This window comes from Sphingobacterium sp. E70, from assembly GCF_019285695.1.
Lineage (GTDB): Bacteria > Bacteroidota > Bacteroidia > Sphingobacteriales > Sphingobacteriaceae > Sphingobacterium > Sphingobacterium detergens.
In genome coordinates, this window is record NZ_CP079104.1 from 5,476,820 (window position 1) to 5,493,239 (window position 16,420).

Below are 16,420 nucleotides of genomic sequence, written 5' to 3' on the forward strand. Positions count from 1 at the left end.
TCTATTTAACTGTTAATTGATTCAATAATAAATTCACCCTGTCTAATTGTAACGCATCATCGATAAGCGTATAATATTTTGCTAAGGCTTTTAAGGCATTAACATCGTAGGGTTTGATTTCGTTTGCTTTTAATAGATATTCGACCGTTAAATCCTGGATATCCTGGTTTGTCGGATCTTTTAATAGCGTTTCGAGATTAATTAAGCCCAATGCCAAATTAGATTCATAGTTATTTGGATCTAATCGTAATACATTATTATAATATTCTTTTGCTTTTTTAGATCATTCGCATTTTCGTAAGAATAACCGGCAATGTAATTTAATTCTACATTTTCAGGTTCCAAACGAATTGCATCAGCAATAACGTTCAATATTGCATCATACGAATTATTGGCCGAATACACATCTATTAATCTAAAAAGGATTTGCTTATTCTCCGGGAATATAACATGTCCTTTCTCTAGAACGTTTAAGACATCCTGTTTAGTACCTCCTAAGCTATAAATTTGTGCCAATTCAAAAAGTAGGTTGGTTTGGGATTTTCAGCTTTAATAAGCTCGTTATAGTAATTAATAGCATTCATATAATCTTTATTTTTTCCGGCAAGTACGGCAAGATTATATTTGAGGTCGGTATTTTTAAAACCAAGGGAGTCTATTCGAAGGTAAGCCTTATAAGCTTTATCAAATTTATTGTCTTTTAGTGCGATACCGCCCTGATAGGAGATTGCGCCAGCAAGATTTTGACGAACATAGTCCATCTCTGCAGGAAAATTCCGGCGCGCTTTTTTGCATCCAACAATTTTAGCGATTTGATGGATATATCTATCGGGTCTATTTTATACTGCTGTTTTCTAGTTGAATCTGCAACTGCCAGTGAGCTATATACCAAAGCCCTTAAAAGGTTATTGTTGACAGCAGACGTATCTTTTTTGTTAGAAATGCGGCGTCAGCAAATTTTCTGGCATTTTCAAGATGTTTGAAATCACCAGTTTTGGTATATAAAGCAAAACTGTTGCTACCCTCTTTCAAATTTGATTGGGCAGCAACAGTTAAACTACTTGCAGATATTAACAATGATATCAGTAAGTTTTTCATGCAGTTTATTCTTCGTTTGAATCTATATTTTCTTCGGAAGCTGATCCTTCGTTATCTCCTTCTGTTGGATTTTCGATATCTCCAGATTCCTCGTCAGATTCTTCTTCACGATCTACTTTCGTGATGGAAGCAATCTCATCGTTGTCTTTCAGATTAATGAGTCTCACACCCTGTGTTGCACGGCCCATTACGCGTAATCCTTCTACAGCAATCCGGATAACAATACCAGACTTATTGATGATCATAAGGTCCTCGGCATCTGTAACACCTTTTATCGCAACCAACTCACCCGTTTTATCGGTTACATTGATTGTTTTGACTCCTTACCACCACGATTTGTGACACGGTAGTCTTCGATATCTGTACGTTTTCCATAGCCTTTCTCCGAAACCACCAATACCGTTGTTTCTGAATCATCGACACTAATCATGCCAATCACCTCATCACTTTCGGAAGACAAGGTAATACCGCGAACCCCTGTAGCTGTACGACCCATTGGACGAACGGTAGACTCATTAAAGCGGATTGCTCTTCCTGAGCGCAGTGCCATTACAATTTCGCTGCTTCCTGTAGTTAAACAAGCTTCGATTAATTGATCACCTTCGTTGATGTTGATCGCATTGATACCATTTGCTCTTGGACGGGAATAAGCTTCCAAAGACGTTTTCTTAATGGTACCTTTTTAGTACACATGATAATGAAGTTGTTTTCCAGGTATTCTTGGTCTTTCAGGTTCTTCACTAAGATAAACGCCTTAATTTTCTCTTCCTTCGGTACATTGATAATGTTTTGAAGCGCACGGCCTCTGGATGTCCGGCTTCCTTCAGGGATCTCAAATGCACGTAACCAGAAACAGCGACCTGCTTCGGTAAATAGGAGCATATAGTTGTGCGCCGAAGCTGTAATGATATGCTCTGTGAAATCTTCTTCGCGTGTATTTGTTCCGATTGATCCACGGCCACCACGACCTTGGCGTTTATATTCTGATAATGGCGTACGTTTAACATAGCTGTTGTGGGAGATGGTGATCACGATTTCTTCGTCATCAATAAAGTCTTCCATACGCATATCTTCTGCAGAGTGTACAATCTGCGATCTACGTTCGTCACCATATTTTTCTTTGATCTCAATCAACTCATCTTTGATGATCTTCATTCGGAGATCTTCATCTGCCAATATAGATTTCAAATAGTCGATTGTTTTCATCAATTCAGCATATTCTTCTTTGATCTTATCACGTTCCAGTCCTGTCAGACGACGCAAGGTCATATCTAGAATCGCACGTGCCTGAAGATCGGATAAACCAAATTTCTCCATTAATCCAAGTCGCGCATCTTCAGGTGTATCGGAGTTACGGATTAATTTGATGACTTCATCTAAATGATCCAGTGCAATCAGGTATCCTTCTAAGATATGCGCACGTTTTTCGGCCTCCGCCAGTTCGTAACGTGTACGTCTGACGATGACATCATGTCTATGCTCAACAAACTCACGAATCATATCTTTTAGATTCATCAGTACAGGTCTTCCTTTAACTAAGGCAATGTTATTGACTGAAAAAGAGGTTTGTAGCGCCGTGTATTTAAATAGGTTGTTTAAGACAACATTCGCGTTAGCATCACGTTTAATATCATAAACGACACGCATACCTGTACGGTCAGACTCGTCACGGATTGCAGAAATACCTTCCAGTTTCTTTTCGTTAACCAAATCAGCAGTACGCTCGATCATATTGGCCTTATTCACCTGATAAGGGATTTCGGTTACAATAATCTGTTCTTTTCCAGATTTGGTTGTTTCAATTTCTGCTTTTGCACGCATAACGATGCGGCCGCGACCTGTATTACAAGCATCTTGAACACCAGCATAACCATAGATCAATGCCCCAGTTGGGAAATCAGGACCTTTAATATGCTGCATCAACTCAGGTACTTCAATATCGCGGTTATCGATGAAGGCAATGGTACCATCAATTACTTCAGATAGGTTATGTGGCGCCATATTCGTTGCCATACCTACAGCGATACCCGAAGCACCGTTAACCAAAAGGTTAGGGATACGGGTCGGTAATACAGTAGGTTCCTGTAAGGAGTCGTCAAAGTTATTTTGGAAATCAACAGTATCTTTGTTGATATCGGAAAGCATTTCTTCGGCAATCTTCTTTAATCTTGCTTCAGTATAACGCATTGCCGCAGGAGGGTCACCGTCAATGGAACCATAGTTACCTTGACCGTCTACCAACGGATAGCGTAAACTCCAATCTTGAGCCATACGAACCATGGTGTCGTAAACGGAAGAATCACCGTGTGGGTGATATTTACCTAATACGTCACCAACGATACGGGCAGACTTTTTATAAGGCTTGCCACTGGTAACCCCTAAGTCCAACATACCATAAAGTACACGTCTGTGTACAGGCTTCATGCCGTCACGTGCATCAGGAAGAGCCCGGGATACAATGACAGACATGGAGTAGTCAATGTAAGCAGACTTCATCTGATCCTCGATATTGATTGGGATAATCCGGTCGTTTGCCGGAACAAGATTGTTGTCGTTTTCTGTTTCTTCAGCCATATGAATTTGGTTTCAATAAAACTAGTAAGCAAGCCTTTTTAATTGGCTTGCTACGCATGCGAAGTTACAAAAATTTAACCTCAAAAGCGAATGAATTGAAGCCTAATATACATAAAAAGACAATCTTTTATGGATTGTCTTGGTACTGATGCTGTATTGTTTTTATTTCAATTTTTTTTTAAAGCGTAGGCGGATCGAGTTGCCAATTACAATAAGATCGGAGAAGGCCATACTTAACGCTGCTAGCATAGGGCCCAGAAACCCCGCAGCGGCTAATGGAATCGCAATGATGTTATATGCAAATGCCCAAAAAGGTTCTGCTTGATCGTCAGGAGAGTGTGATGCCCAATCTGTAGCAGTTTCTCGATTGATTTCAGATCATTGTTCAATAGGATCACTTTCGCGGATTGAATGGCGACATGTGTTGCATCGCCAAGCGAAATACCGACATCAGCTGCCGTAAGGGCAGGAGCATCGTTGATGCCATCACCGACCATCGCTGTAGGGGCAGTCTTTTTAGTTTGGACAGAATCGTCAGCTTTTCGCTGGGCGATTTTTCCCAATAGACATCAGCTATGCCAAGCTTTTGTGCAGCACGCTCACATTTACTCTGTCGGTCACCACTTAGGAGAATAGGTCTGATCCCTTTATCTTTTAAATATTGAATAAGTTCTTTTGCATAAGGCTTGATCTGATCTTCCAAAACGATGCCTGCAATGACCACTTCATTAATCGTCAGCGTCAGGTCGTATCGATTGGAATAATCCTTCTTACCGATTTTTGCATTACAGATTGAATAGCTGTTCCCATTGCTGTCTGTAGCAAATATTCCCTGTCCCTTAATTTCGTTGACTTCCTTGAAGATAATACGATAGGATCTTATTTCCTTGAGCTGCTTGCGGATGGATTGGGCAATTGGATGACTGGAGTAGCTTTCCAGTTGTGCAATAATGGATTCAACCTGGGATTGCTCGATGCCAAAGGTCTGAATGGCCTTGATGTTAAAATCGCCCGTTGTCAGTGTCCCTGTCTTATCAAAGACCATCTGTTTGAGTTCGGATAACTCTTCAATTGTGCTTCCACCCTTGATGAGGATACCTTGCTTGGCCGCCCGACCGAGACCTACCATCACTGCTGTTGGTGTAGCCAGGCCCATTGCACAAGGGCAAGACACAACAAGTGTCGCTATGGCATTCATCAAGGCTTGCTGCAGGGGCAACTGGGCAATAAAGTAAGCAATAAAAAAGGTGAAAAAGGCGATTGTGACTACAATAGGAACAAAATAGGCCGCTACTTTATCGCCAAATTTTTGGATAGGCGGTTTTTTGCTCTGTGCATCTTTGATCAATTGAATGATCTGATACAAAACGCTTTTTGAACCTACTTTCGTTGCCGTGATTCTGATATTGCCAGCAGTCAGCAGTGTTCCACCAATGACAGCCTCATATTTTGTTTTTTCGATAGGCATGCTCTCGCCCGTGATCATTGATTCGTCTATCCAGCCGTGTCCATCCAGGATGTCACCATCTGCTGGAATCAGACTTCCCGTATTTACTTTGAGGATATCTCCGGATTTAATCTCTCTAGCGGTAATTTCAATCTCCTGATTGTCGAGAATTTTAATCGCTTTAATGTCTTGATATTTAACCAGATCTTTGATGGCAGATGTGGTTTTGGTAACAGCACGTTTTTCAAGTACATTCCCCATAAAAACCAGGGTAATGATGGTTGCGCAGGTTTCGTAAAATTGGTAATCGTGCCCTAGTTTATAGTATGTGCCAATAGCGCTATAGACGAATGCTGCCGTAGAACCCACAAAGATAAGTACATCCATATTGGGCATTTTATTCCATAGTGAGCGTAGTGCACTATTGCCAAAGTAGATACAACCAACAAGATAGACAGGTGTACATAAGGCCAGTTGTACATAGGGGTCATGAAGTAAGGGGAGATCCACAAACATGTGACTCCAGAGTGGAATCGTAAAGAGCAGACAGATCAGAAATTTAAACTCAACTGATTTCCAGAAGCTTAGTCTGACATCTTTGTCCTTGATGACTTTGTATCCCAGAGACTCGATGCCTTTAACGAGCTTTGGAACCTGGTCCTGCGGAATATCGGAAAACTTTACTTCATCTGAAGCGAAATCAACGTAAATCTCCTTAGCACCATTGTCTTCTAGGTATTTATGGATTGAAATAGCACAATTTGTACAATGCATTCCGGTGACGTTGAGTTCAGTTTGCACGTTGGATTCCTTCATTTAATAGCATGTAATGTCTTTAGGCAAAGATAGGTATTTCCTGATAATGGTTTTTACGTAAAGTAAAATTGTTTAGCTATGCAACATTTTTAGTTCCCCATGCCGCAAAAAAAATCTTTGGTGACAGTGGAGAAAACGATAAATTTGTTTTTATTTGCAAATCATCAACGTTTAAAAATGACGAAATCTATTTCAATTTCTTTTATTGTACGGATCATACTACTTGTTGCACTGACGGCTTCATTTGTGCAATTTGAAGCTTTTTATAAGCAGAAAGATAGCATACTAAATATTGCATACGGACTGAATACCTTTCTGACAGCCAGCGTACTGATTTCGATCGGTCATTTTATTTTGGTTAAACTGTACAACAGTAGAAATGAACATCAGGTTGTGCGTGGCAACTTCGTGCTCGGCATCACACGTGTGGCGACCGTAGGAAATGTATTTTTCATTATTGTGAGTGTGATGATTGCTTTAGGTATCAATCCGAAGGACTTTATCACCAGTATGACAATCGTTGCCATGGCCATTGCTGTTATTTTTAGGGAATATATTACAAATATGATATCGGGTCTGATCATTATGTTTTCGGATCAGTTTTCTGTCGGTGACCGCATTAAAATCGGGGAGTATCAGGGCAAAATTGTTGATATCACCTTAGCCAATCTGGTTGTCCGGGACGAGGATGATGATGCTGTGATGATTCCGAATAACTTGGTGTTTACCGCGACTTTGGTCAACAAAACCTCACAGAAGTCCAATAAAATAGTCGTGAAATTCGAGCTGCCGGTTGACCATGCCGTCGCTGTGGAAGAACTGGAGCAGTATTTTAAACCTTTATTTCAGAATAATCCCAATTTGGACCATGGACAGGGCTTCTCGGTGAAAATAGCGGATCTGGCCAAAGACTTTGTGAAATACAAAGTTGAAGTCAGCACCATATCTTCAAGCAATCGGATTCACCAGCAGGTGCAGAGCAAGATCCTGAATGAAGTGCTTCAATTTAAGGGGCGGCTCAATTAGATCTTTCTGACTTTCACATTCTTGACAAAGTGGTGGCTGCCTTTCTCGAGGATAAGGTCGGCCCGATAGCGGGTCGGTAAGATATTTTTGATCAGGTTGGGTTTGTTGATTTCGTTCCAAATGTTCACGGCCATGGCATGACTTTCCTCGGCTGACATATTCGCATATTTATGGAAAAATGAAGCCGGATTCTGGAAGGCTGTAGCGCGCAAGGATTCAAACCTATTGGTATACCATTCGATGAGGTTTTCTCACTGGCATGTACATAGATGGAATAATCGAAGAAATCGGAAACGAAAACACTATGTCCCTTGCGGGGCGTTGTGAGTTAACCTGTAATACGTTAATACCTTCGACAATCAGGATATCCGGCTGTTCAATGATTTGCTGTTGGTCGTCTGGCAGGACATCGTAAACCAAGTGGCTATAAACTGGAACAGTAATCTTAGGGGCTCCAGACTTGACAGCAGAGAGGAAATGAATCAACCGTTTGGCGTCATAGCTTTCCGGGAATCCTTTGCGGTTGAGTATACCTTTTTCGATCAGCTGTTGATTGGGGTAGAGGAAGCCATCTGTTGTCACCAGATCTACTTTTGGTTTGAAGGCAGCATACTCAGTACCCGTTGCAGTACTCTTGCTGTTGTACTTTTGCCGACGGCCACAGATCCGGCAATGCCGATAATATAGGGTAATTTGCTCTCTTCTTTCCCAAAGAAGCGATTTGTGCGTTGATGCAGGCTTTGGAAACGGTCAATGTGAATTTCTAGCAAATGGCTCAAAGGAACGTAAACTTCTTCGATCTCCTGATTTGTCAATGGCTCATTGAGCGCATGTAGATTTTCAAGATCTTCGGAACTGAAGTTGTGCAATATTTTTCCATTTAGATTTTTCCAGTCTTCCCGTTTAATTGATCTAAAAGGAGAGTCTATTGCTATTTGTGGATCCAATTGCATTGGTTTGCTATTTTTATTGAACGTGTATGTATTATTGATTCCTGCTTATTCTTTCAAAATTGAGTACTTTCAACTCAATTCAAAGGCCAAATAGAACCTTCTGTATCCATTTGCCTCAAAGGCATGGATTGTTATGGGAAGATTTTTGTGCGGACAAATATAAATAGTGTTGTCCGTTATCCCAAGAAACAATTACAAATGATTTGAAGTTATTACAATAGGATTAGTTAAGATTTTATGTACAGGACATTTTTCAGCGATCTTAAATAACCTCTTTTTTGTTCGTCGTCCAAATCCCCTTTGAAGCTAATGTGACATTGTATATAGGTCGTCTGTTGCTGTTCACTGGTCTTGATTTCGTGAGAAAGACGGATCATAACTTCTTCTAGGGGCCAGTTTTTTCGATCAGCATACATTTTTACTGTGACAGCTTTACATGTACCTAAAGAAGAAAGTAAAAGTGGTGTGGGGCTTATCCCTTGATCCTGACCACCTAAATCTTCCGGCTCGTCGACAATAATCTGGTGTTTGCCATATTGTACAGTCGTTGTATAAGGGGTTTCACCTATGGTGACAATAACTTCATTTTCCATCATTTTTAATAAAATAGCTTTTTGTTAGTCAACGAGATCTTCCAATAATCCTTCAATAATTAAGCTTCCAGTAGCCGGATTTGTTGCCAATGGAACATTATAGAGGTCACATACACGCATTAACATCTGAATGTCGGGTTCATGGGCATGTTTGCCAAGGGGATCACGGAAGAAGATAATACCATCCACTTTACCTTCAGCGGCCAATGCAGCGATCTGTGCATCACCGCCCATAGGACCACTTAATTTTAGCTCCACAGGTAATCCGGTTTGGCGCACATAGGAACCTGTTGTTCCCGTTGCGATGATATTAGCATGTTCCAACAAATCTTGGTGGTCTTTGACAAAGGCAACCATTTCTGGTTTCTTGCCATCATGGGCGATCAGTGCGATTGTTTTTTTCATTCGTCTCTAATTATTTATTCATTTGTCTATGCATTCAAACCCTTCGAAGCGATTCCTGACTGATTGAATACACATAGACCATTATCTGTCTATTATCGTTATTTGTCTACTATAGAGATCTCTTGGTTTAATTCATTAAGTGTTTATTTGCTATCGCTGTTTAATTATTGCCAACAATAAATACTATTTGAAAAAGATATAAGAGATAATAATTGCTGCTACCACACCGGCCAACTCAGCCAAAAGCGCACAAGGCAGGGCATGTCTTGTCCGTTTGATACCCACGGCACCAAAGTAGACTGCCAGTACATAAAATGTTGTCTCGGTAGAACCCTGGATCACGCAGGCAACGCGGGCAGCAAAGTCCATCGGGCCTTTGGCATTCATCAGGTCGACCATAAGTCCGCGTGCACCCGAACCGCTTAACGGTTTCATAAATGCAACAGGAAGAGCATCCACAAAAGACGTATCTAAACCACAGAGAGCAATACCTTTGGATATTCCCGCAACCATATAATCCATCGTTCCAGAAGCTCTAAAGACAGCTATACCGACCAACATCGCCACCAGATAGGGGATAATCTTGACAGAAACTTCAAAGCCCTCTTTGGCACCTTCGATAAAGGAATCGTAAACGTTGACTTTGCGGAACAAGGCCAATCCTATAAACGAAGTGAACAAGCTAAACAAGATCACATTGCCAAACACCTTGCTGAAGACTTCGATTTCAGCTTGTTGTAGTCCCGAAAAATAATACAGTAATCCGCCAATAAATAACCCCATCGCACCTAAATAGCCCAAAACCACACGGTTAAATAGGTTTATTTTCTGATAAAGGGCAACAAGGATCAAAGCGACCAAGGTGGAAAAGAAGGTTGCAATCAAAATCGGAAGAAATACATCGGAAGGATCTGGCGCACCGGCTTCTTTTCGATAAGCCATGATCGAAATCGGTAATAAGGTCAAACTGGAGGCATTGAGTACGATAAACATAATCTGTGCATTCGTTGCCGTTTCCTTATTGGGATTCAGTTCCTGAAGCTCTTTCATCGCTTTAAGCCCCAAAGGCGTTGCTGCATTATCAAGCCAAGTGCATTGGCGGAGAAATTCATCAGGATAGATCCAAGAGCCGGGTGGTTTTTAGGGATTTCGGGAAATAATTTATGGAAAAAGGCCCTACGATTTTTGCGAAGATATTGATCATGCCGCCTTTCTCACCAATTTTCATGATTCCCAAGGCAAAACTCATCATCCCAATCAGCCCTAAGGAGATTTCAGCTCCGTTTTTAGCGCTGTCAAAGATGGAGTTGACAATTTGTTGGAAAACTTCGGTATCTCCGAAGAAGATAAGTTTTACAAGGGCTACGGCAAATGTGATTAAGAAAAATGCAACCCAAACGTAGTTTAATGCCATAATAGATTTAAATATGCGTAAAAGTAACCTTTTAGAATTTATCCATCAACTGGCTCCATGGATTTTTCTTCTTATTCTGATTCTTTTCTTTAATGAGGTGTTCGATGATATAATCCAGCGTATCCTCATGCTCGCTGATCAGCTTATCGGATAAGGATATGAGTTTCTGAATATTATTTGGCGAGGCAGCATCTAGGGAAGCGTTGATACTGGACAGGTTTGCCGGCTCCAGGCGAACATAATTCTGCTGTTTGCCATTGTTCCTGAACAATTGTTGAATAAAAAATTCGGTACTTTCAGAAGAAGCACTTGTCATGATATCGACTAGGGCAGGGCCTATCTGGATCGCAAGCTTTTTCTTGAAGTGTTCGTAATTATATGCTGTCTTTGAAACGCCGGTACCCAAGGATACCATAAATACATCATTGATTTGCGTACTATTGAACGCTTTTAAAACTTCCAGCAAACCACAGATGGAGGGGTTTTGCGCGAATACGCCACCATCTATGAGCGGGTATCTGGTGTTTGATATCGAATATATTTCAGCAACGGGAAAAAGGTTGGAGCCGCTGAGGTTGCCTTACAGACGTCCTTTAGATAAAAATCACGCGCTTCGCCATGTGTAATGGCTTTTTGCTGTCTGAAAAAATGATTTTTACGGAGCTCAATATTGTAGGCCGTGATAATACATGGCTTAATGAGATGGCTTAACCGTGCATTCTGAAAATATCTGTCCAGCACATTTGATAAGGCAACTGAGGAATACAATTCACTGACCAGACCAAATCCACCTAGAAAACGTCGCCATTTGGAGGTGTGAAAGATTTCTGTCCCGTGATTGACAAATAGGTTTAGGGCGTCACGTGCTGAAAACTTGGGGTGCGTGGGATTTCCCTCTTCTGGGAATAGTAGAATGCTTGTCAGAATCCCACCACTGCTTGTACCGGCAATAAAATCAAAATAGGAGGCGATGCGTGCATTGGGATCCATTGTTTTTTTGTAATTTCTCCTCCAAAGCCACAAGTATCATAGCCGGAATAATTCCCGAATACCACCGCCATCAAGGGCAAGTATGCTCTTCATACGCTAAAGCAATTTTTATTTCAAGATACGTAAATATAGAAAATGTTTACAATTTAGCGTACCCTTTCTTGGGTAAGGTTTTTGTAATAAAAATATAGGCAATAGATTGGATTAAACTGCAATAGTGATACATTCCTAATTATACCAACAAAAAGGCGCGTCCAATTTTTTAGACACGCCTTTTATATGCTTGTAGTCGGTTAGTTAAACCAAGCAAGTACATCTTCTTTGCTCGGCATCGCAACCTCTAGTTTTAGCTTTTTACGCATACCACCCAGGTCATTGAAAACTTTATTCGGGTTGGCTTCTTTCAATGCTTCAATGGTTGTAAAACCCATTTTTTGTAGAGCTGGTACCCATTCCGCTGGGATGCCTTGCTCTTCATAGTCTTTCACATCAGCAACTTTTGCCACTTTCTCTGGACGCATTTGCGGGAAGAACAATACTTCTTGAATAGAAGCATTATTAGTCAGAAACATAATCAGGCGGTCCATACCTATTCCCAAACCAGAAGTAGGAGGCATACCATATTCCAAAGAACGCAAGAAATCCTGGTCAATAAACATCGCTTCATCGTCACCTTTCTCCGAAAGGCGTAATTGATCCTCGAAACGTTCGCGTTGATCAATAGGGTCATTCAATTCCGAGTAAGCATTGGCAATCTCTTTTCCACAGACCATTAACTCGAAACGTTCTGTTAAATCAGGATTGTCTCTATGTTTCTTTGTCAATGGTGACATTTCTTTTGGATAATCCGTGATGAAGGTTGGTTGGATATAGTTCCCCTCACATTTAGCACGAAAATCTCGTCGATCAGCTTGCCTTTACCCATTGTCTCGTTGACGTCGATTCCCATGCCTTTTGCAGCAATACGAATTTCATCCTCGGTTTTTCCTGTGATGTCAAATCCAGTAAATTCTTTAATGGAATCGGTCATGGAAATACGCTTATATGGCGCTCTGAAATCAATTTTGTGCTCACCGAAAGTTGCTTCAGTGGTACCATTGACCGCTACAGCACAATATTCCAACAGGCGCTCTGTAAAATCCATCATCCAGTTGTAGTCTTTGTAGGCTACATAGATTTCCATTGCCGTAAATTCGGGATTATGGGTCCGGTCCATTCCTTCGTTACGGAAGTTTTTGAAAACTCATACACACCGTCAAAACCACCCACGATCAATCTTTTTAGATAAAGCTCATTGGCGATACGAAGGTATAATGGGATATCCAGTGCATTATGGTGTGTGATAAATGGACGTGCCGTTGCACCACCAGGGATAGACTGCAAAACAGGTGTCTCCACTTCCATATAACCCGCATTATTAAAGAATTGACGCATGGCATTGAAAAGCTTGGTACGTTTTACAAATATATCTTTATTGGCAGGGTTCACGATCAAGTCCACATAACGCATTCTGTAACGTTGCTCCGGATCTGTAAAGGCATCGAAAGTTTTGCCTTCGGCAGATTTAACGATCGGAAGTGGGCGCAAAGATTTGGATAATACGGTAAGTTCCTCAACGTGTACTGCGATAGCTTCGGTCTGTGTTGTGAAAACATATCCTTTGACACCTACAATATCACCAATATCCAATAGCTTTTTGAAAACGACATTATAGAGATCTTTATTTTCATCAGGACATACGTCATCACGCTTGATATAGGCCTGGATACGTCCGGTAGAATCTTGAATTTCAAAAATGAAGCACTTCCCATGACACGACGACTCATGATACGTCCGGCAATGGTAATGTTCTTATAATTCAATTTATCTCTATCGTAGTTTTCTAAAATATCGGCAGCGTGTGCGTTGACGACAAATTCATTTGCTGGAAAAGGCTCGATTCCCATATCCAACAACGATTGCATCGCCTGTCTTCTAAGTTGTTCCTGTTCGGATAATACAGTACTCATTCGGTCTGAATAATATTTAAAATGTGAAAATCATGCAAAAATAGCCATTTTTTCAATTCTTTTTATTGATTTTTTTGAAAGCAGTGTAGCGAAATATAAATAGGAACCGTTAGGAGAATAAAAATAGTTAAATAGTGATATTAAGCGGGGACATTCGACTATTTGATTTTAAGTTTTATAATTTTATTTTCGTTATTTGAAGCTTAATATTTAAATAGTTTAAGTGGGAATTATTCAGTCATATTTTTATAACAAGAAGCTATCATCTTTACATGATGCCCTGGAGCGTTGCTTGCGAAATCGTGAGGACGGAAAGGCTTTCGTCTATAAAAATATTATGGCTACCTCATGGCAATCATTATCCGCTATGTCAAACAGGATGTGGATGCCGAGGAGCTTGTGAATGAGAGCTTTGTGCGGATTTTTCGAAAATTGGAATCCTTTAATATGGATATCGATGCGGAGAACCTTGAAAAGTCATTTAGGGCCTGGATCGGTCGAATCGCTGCCAATATCTCTATTGATTTTTTGAGGGTAAAAAACAAATGTATTCTGTTGAGGATATGGCTGAAGGGGATATGCATACGCCGTCGGTTCAATTGGAAAGCCGCTTAGAGGTGAATGAAATCCTGAGTCTGTTGGATCAGCTTCCCGAAATTCAAAAAACTATTTTTAATCTCTATGAAATAGAAGGGTATTCACATGATGAAATTGCCCAAATGCTAAATATACCCGATAGTACTTCGCGTACTTATCTGACAAGGGCAAAACAAAAACTGAGAAAATTATACTTGGACTATACCGGTGTAGTTCAAGAAATAAGATAAATATTGTTGTTACAATGGAAGGCAATAAGAAAAAAGAATTGATAGAAGAAATCATTGGGCAATTAAAAGACCATGAGCTACCGTATCGGGAAGGCTCCTGGGAAAAGTTTGCATCAAAGCATGGGGTAGCAGCACCGCCTTCTTCCGCTTGGAAATATTGGAGTGCGGCAGCCGCTGTAATTTTATGTTTTGGTGTGGGGTATTGGGGTTTAAAAAATAATTCTTCGGTAGCTCCGTCTTCTGCAGTTTTAACACAAAATGATAAAAATAGCGAGGTTCTCGCCGATAATAAAGATTTAAAAGAGTCTATTCAACGCTCATTGTCTGCTGTCACTGGAGAGCAGGGGCTAAGTACACAGGAGTTATTGCGGGATAGACCATTTACTTATTCGAAGGCGGAAAGTGAGCCTACGGATAATAGTCAGCAACAACAGTTTGTCCTATTTGGTGGAAAGACTGTGCGTGGAAATAATATCAATGTATCAAATAATTTCGCCGCTTTGGATGGGCAGACTATGCAATTGCGAAATAGTACATTATCCGCACAGATCAATTTGGATGATCCTACAGTCACTGCTTCGGCCGATATCACGACAAGGACTCAGGTTGCCACAACAACGCAATCAAATGTGACACCAACGAACTCAAATACTGTGGTTTCTTCCACACAGACCCAACGTGAAGCTGCACGCCTTGCTGCGCTATATGCTGGACAACAGGAAAACCGGAGGGGTAGTGTGATGTTGAAATCCAACAATGACCTCGATAGAAAGTGGGAAATGGGCGCATTTGTGTCTCCAGCCTCCACTTCTGAAAGCATCACGCTTGGCGGGGAGTTGCCCTTGCCTATAATGTTTCAAGTAAGATCAGCATTCGTTCAGGTGCTTCGATCCAACACTATGGTGCTGTTTCGGGAAATACGCCCATCACACCGGCGATGGCTTCCAATTCTTTTGAAATGAACGCACCAAGTTATCTTTCACAACCCAATGGTTTGAGTAATGCTTTTGCAAAGGGTTTGGCCGATGCGAAAGATGCCAAAAGCAACGAACGTGTCTCTGGTAAAATTCTAACAGTGGATATTCCGGTTGATGTTCGTTATGCAATCACAAAGAATTTTTATACCTCTGTAGGGGTTTCCTATGTTGGTGTACTGGATCAGGAGCGCGCGACCATTTATGAAACCAATAATACGGAGTATAAGCAAAAGTCCACCGAAAAGAATGTGGATGATAAAGGTGTAAATGGTTTTGTTAATTTCTCGGTTGGAAGAAAACAGAAAGTAGGAAAACTTTCCATTTCTGTGGAACCCTATTATAAAATACCGGTCGGCGGCTTACGGTCATCTGACCTGAATTATAGTAATGGTGGTGTGAAAATTATCACCAGCTTCTAGTATAGAAAGAAGTCATGCGAAAGTAGAAGCGAATCGCTCCCAGAATTGAACAGTCTGAAAGGAGGGAACGTAGGAATAAAGAAAAGCCCTCGAATAGAAAATTCGGGGCTTTTTGTAGCGTTTTTATTAGATTAATTATAGCTCATCTACGCGGACCCAGCCCATTCCAGCGGCTTTTGCGCCTTCTACACCAGGGACACCATCTTCATAGACTAAACATTTCTCAGGAGCTATATTCAGCTGTGAAGCAGCAAGTAAGAACGGTTGGGGCGAGGGTTTGCCTTCTGCTGTATCACCCGCACAGACCAATGTTTCCAGGTCATCCCATACGCCTATGGTTGTCAGGGTCATCGACAAGGTTGTTCTAGTGCCACCCGAGACAGCTGCAATATGTTTTTTACCCTTTTGATATTTTAAATGTTCAACAACATAATCCACAGGCTTTGTTTTAAAGACATACTCATCCCGAAATATGGTGGACTTTAGCGTTGAAAATTCCTGATAATCGAAGTCTACGCCATAGCGTTTACTGATTTCCTCGGCAACGGCAACCGTAGGCCAGCCGGCTGTTTCGTCAATAAGATTGACATCCAAAATGACACCATATTGTTCGGCGGCAGCTTGATATGCTTGTTTGTGGGCATCCATGTTGTCGGCCAAAGTACCGTCGACGTCGAATAGTAGGGCGTCATAGGATTCGGCAAGAAGGTTGAGCTGTTCAAATTTACGTTGTGATTCAGGTGACATATGTATTTAATAGTGTGTGGTAAAATTAAAAATTATAATTGGAAGAGCAAAAAGCAAGACGCCTTTCCTTCGTCAGAAGGAAAGGCGTCTTAGCATTTACGGTATGGTCTTAGCACATACGGCAA

At 41.0% G+C, this 16,420-nt stretch carries 20 protein-coding genes and 2 pseudogenes; 5 read left to right on the forward strand and 17 right to left on the reverse strand.

All coding sequences use genetic code 11. The features are described 5' to 3' along the window. Position 1 precedes the first annotated feature (1 nt). The 6 genes and pseudogenes from KUH03_RS39130 to KUH03_RS39155 form a co-directional block, all read right to left on the reverse strand. Entirely contained in the window at positions 2-211 is a 210-nt protein-coding gene (locus tag KUH03_RS39130) for a hypothetical protein (protein ID WP_257090029.1), read from the reverse strand. 29 nt (positions 212-240) lie between these two features. After that, on the reverse strand, positions 241-405 hold the full coding sequence (locus KUH03_RS39135) for a hypothetical protein (protein ID WP_257090030.1): 165 nt from the start codon (positions 403-405) through the stop codon (positions 241-243). Positions 406-494: 89 nt separating this feature from the next. Further along, positions 495-761 (reverse strand): hypothetical protein, encoded by a 267-nt coding sequence (locus KUH03_RS39140; RefSeq protein WP_257090031.1) that lies wholly within the window; start codon positions 759-761, stop codon positions 495-497. Between the two features lie 342 nt (positions 762-1,103). Continuing rightward, a pseudogene (gyrA, locus tag KUH03_RS39145) lies at positions 1,104-3,672 on the reverse strand (DNA gyrase subunit A). A 272-nt stretch (positions 3,673-3,944) separates the two neighbouring features. Continuing rightward, positions 3,945-4,169 carry an HAD hydrolase family protein gene (locus tag KUH03_RS39150; protein WP_257090032.1) on the reverse strand — a complete coding sequence of 75 codons (225 nt, stop codon included), beginning with the start codon at positions 4,167-4,169 and terminating at the stop codon, positions 3,945-3,947. Continuing rightward, on the reverse strand, positions 4,067-5,935 hold the full coding sequence (locus KUH03_RS39155; RefSeq protein WP_257090033.1) for a cation-translocating P-type ATPase: 1,869 nt from the start codon (positions 5,933-5,935) through the stop codon (positions 4,067-4,069). The genes KUH03_RS39150 and KUH03_RS39155 overlap by 103 nt, the downstream gene beginning before the upstream one ends. A gap of 99 nt (positions 5,936-6,034) precedes the next feature. Here KUH03_RS39155 and KUH03_RS39160 point away from each other — a divergent pair, with 99 nt between their 5' ends. Continuing rightward, complete coding sequence (locus KUH03_RS39160) at positions 6,035-6,961, forward strand: mechanosensitive ion channel family protein (RefSeq protein WP_257090034.1); 927 nt, start codon at positions 6,035-6,037, stop codon at positions 6,959-6,961. On the opposite strand, the gene KUH03_RS39165 is transcribed toward KUH03_RS39160, so the two are convergent. The 10 genes and pseudogenes from KUH03_RS39165 to lysS form a co-directional block, all read right to left on the reverse strand. Continuing rightward, positions 6,958-7,173 carry a hypothetical protein gene (locus KUH03_RS39165; RefSeq protein WP_257090035.1) on the reverse strand — a complete coding sequence of 72 codons (216 nt, stop codon included), beginning with the start codon at positions 7,171-7,173 and terminating at the stop codon, positions 6,958-6,960. The two genes, KUH03_RS39160 and KUH03_RS39165, sit on opposite strands and share 4 nt — an antisense overlap. Positions 7,174-7,183: 10 nt before the next feature. After that, complete coding sequence (locus tag KUH03_RS39170) at positions 7,184-7,543, reverse strand: hypothetical protein (protein WP_257090036.1); 360 nt, start codon at positions 7,541-7,543, stop codon at positions 7,184-7,186. Between the two features lie 5 nt (positions 7,544-7,548). Further along, positions 7,549-7,914 carry a hypothetical protein gene (locus KUH03_RS39175; RefSeq protein WP_257090037.1) on the reverse strand — a complete coding sequence of 122 codons (366 nt, stop codon included), beginning with the start codon at positions 7,912-7,914 and terminating at the stop codon, positions 7,549-7,551. A gap of 227 nt (positions 7,915-8,141) precedes the next feature. Continuing rightward, positions 8,142-8,510 carry an OsmC family protein gene (locus KUH03_RS39180; RefSeq protein WP_257090039.1) on the reverse strand — a complete coding sequence of 123 codons (369 nt, stop codon included), beginning with the start codon at positions 8,508-8,510 and terminating at the stop codon, positions 8,142-8,144. Between the two features lie 21 nt (positions 8,511-8,531). Continuing rightward, positions 8,532-8,912, reverse strand: a complete 381-nt coding sequence (locus KUH03_RS39185; RefSeq protein ID WP_120257954.1) for a methylglyoxal synthase — start codon at positions 8,910-8,912, stop codon at positions 8,532-8,534. A gap of 183 nt (positions 8,913-9,095) precedes the next feature. Then, positions 9,096-9,977, reverse strand: coding sequence for a spore maturation protein (locus KUH03_RS39190; protein WP_257090040.1), 882 nt, complete (start codon positions 9,975-9,977; stop codon positions 9,096-9,098). 46 nt (positions 9,978-10,023) lie between these two features. After that, positions 10,024-10,326, reverse strand: a complete 303-nt coding sequence (locus tag KUH03_RS39195) for a hypothetical protein (RefSeq protein WP_257090041.1) — start codon at positions 10,324-10,326, stop codon at positions 10,024-10,026. Between the two features lie 31 nt (positions 10,327-10,357). Next, complete coding sequence (locus KUH03_RS39200) at positions 10,358-10,792, reverse strand: hypothetical protein (RefSeq protein WP_257090042.1); 435 nt, start codon at positions 10,790-10,792, stop codon at positions 10,358-10,360. 38 nt (positions 10,793-10,830) lie between these two features. After that, a complete protein-coding gene (locus tag KUH03_RS39205; protein ID WP_257090043.1) occupies positions 10,831-11,316 on the reverse strand; it encodes a patatin-like phospholipase family protein in 486 nt (161 codons plus the stop codon). 293 nt (positions 11,317-11,609) lie between these two features. After that, a pseudogene (gene lysS / locus KUH03_RS39210) lies at positions 11,610-13,325 on the reverse strand (lysine--tRNA ligase). A gap of 348 nt (positions 13,326-13,673) precedes the next feature. On the opposite strand from lysS, the gene KUH03_RS39215 reads away from it, so the two are divergent. Genes KUH03_RS39215 through KUH03_RS39230 form a run of 4 tightly spaced genes read left to right on the forward strand, consistent with a single transcriptional unit; the run spans position 13,674 to position 15,548 of the window. Further along, the gene (locus KUH03_RS39215; protein ID WP_257090045.1) at positions 13,674-13,940 is read left to right on the forward strand and encodes a sigma factor; all 267 of its coding nucleotides are present in this window, start codon (positions 13,674-13,676) and stop codon (positions 13,938-13,940) included. Next, positions 13,871-14,152: an RNA polymerase sigma factor gene (locus tag KUH03_RS39220; RefSeq protein WP_257090046.1), complete on the forward strand. Its 282-nt coding sequence runs from the start codon at positions 13,871-13,873 to the stop codon at positions 14,150-14,152. The genes KUH03_RS39215 and KUH03_RS39220 overlap by 70 nt, the downstream gene beginning before the upstream one ends. 14 nt (positions 14,153-14,166) lie before the next feature. Continuing rightward, positions 14,167-15,114, forward strand: coding sequence for a hypothetical protein (locus KUH03_RS39225; protein WP_257090047.1), 948 nt, complete (start codon positions 14,167-14,169; stop codon positions 15,112-15,114). Continuing rightward, entirely contained in the window at positions 15,090-15,548 is a 459-nt protein-coding gene (locus tag KUH03_RS39230; RefSeq protein WP_257090048.1) for a hypothetical protein, read from the forward strand. Before KUH03_RS39225 ends, KUH03_RS39230 begins: the two co-directional genes overlap by 25 nt. A gap of 135 nt (positions 15,549-15,683) precedes the next feature. Here the strand turns inward: KUH03_RS39230 and KUH03_RS39235 are convergent, their stop codons facing one another. Then, a complete protein-coding gene (locus tag KUH03_RS39235) occupies positions 15,684-16,295 on the reverse strand; it encodes an HAD family phosphatase (protein ID WP_257090049.1) in 612 nt (203 codons plus the stop codon). Positions 16,296-16,420: the final 125 nt, after the last annotated feature.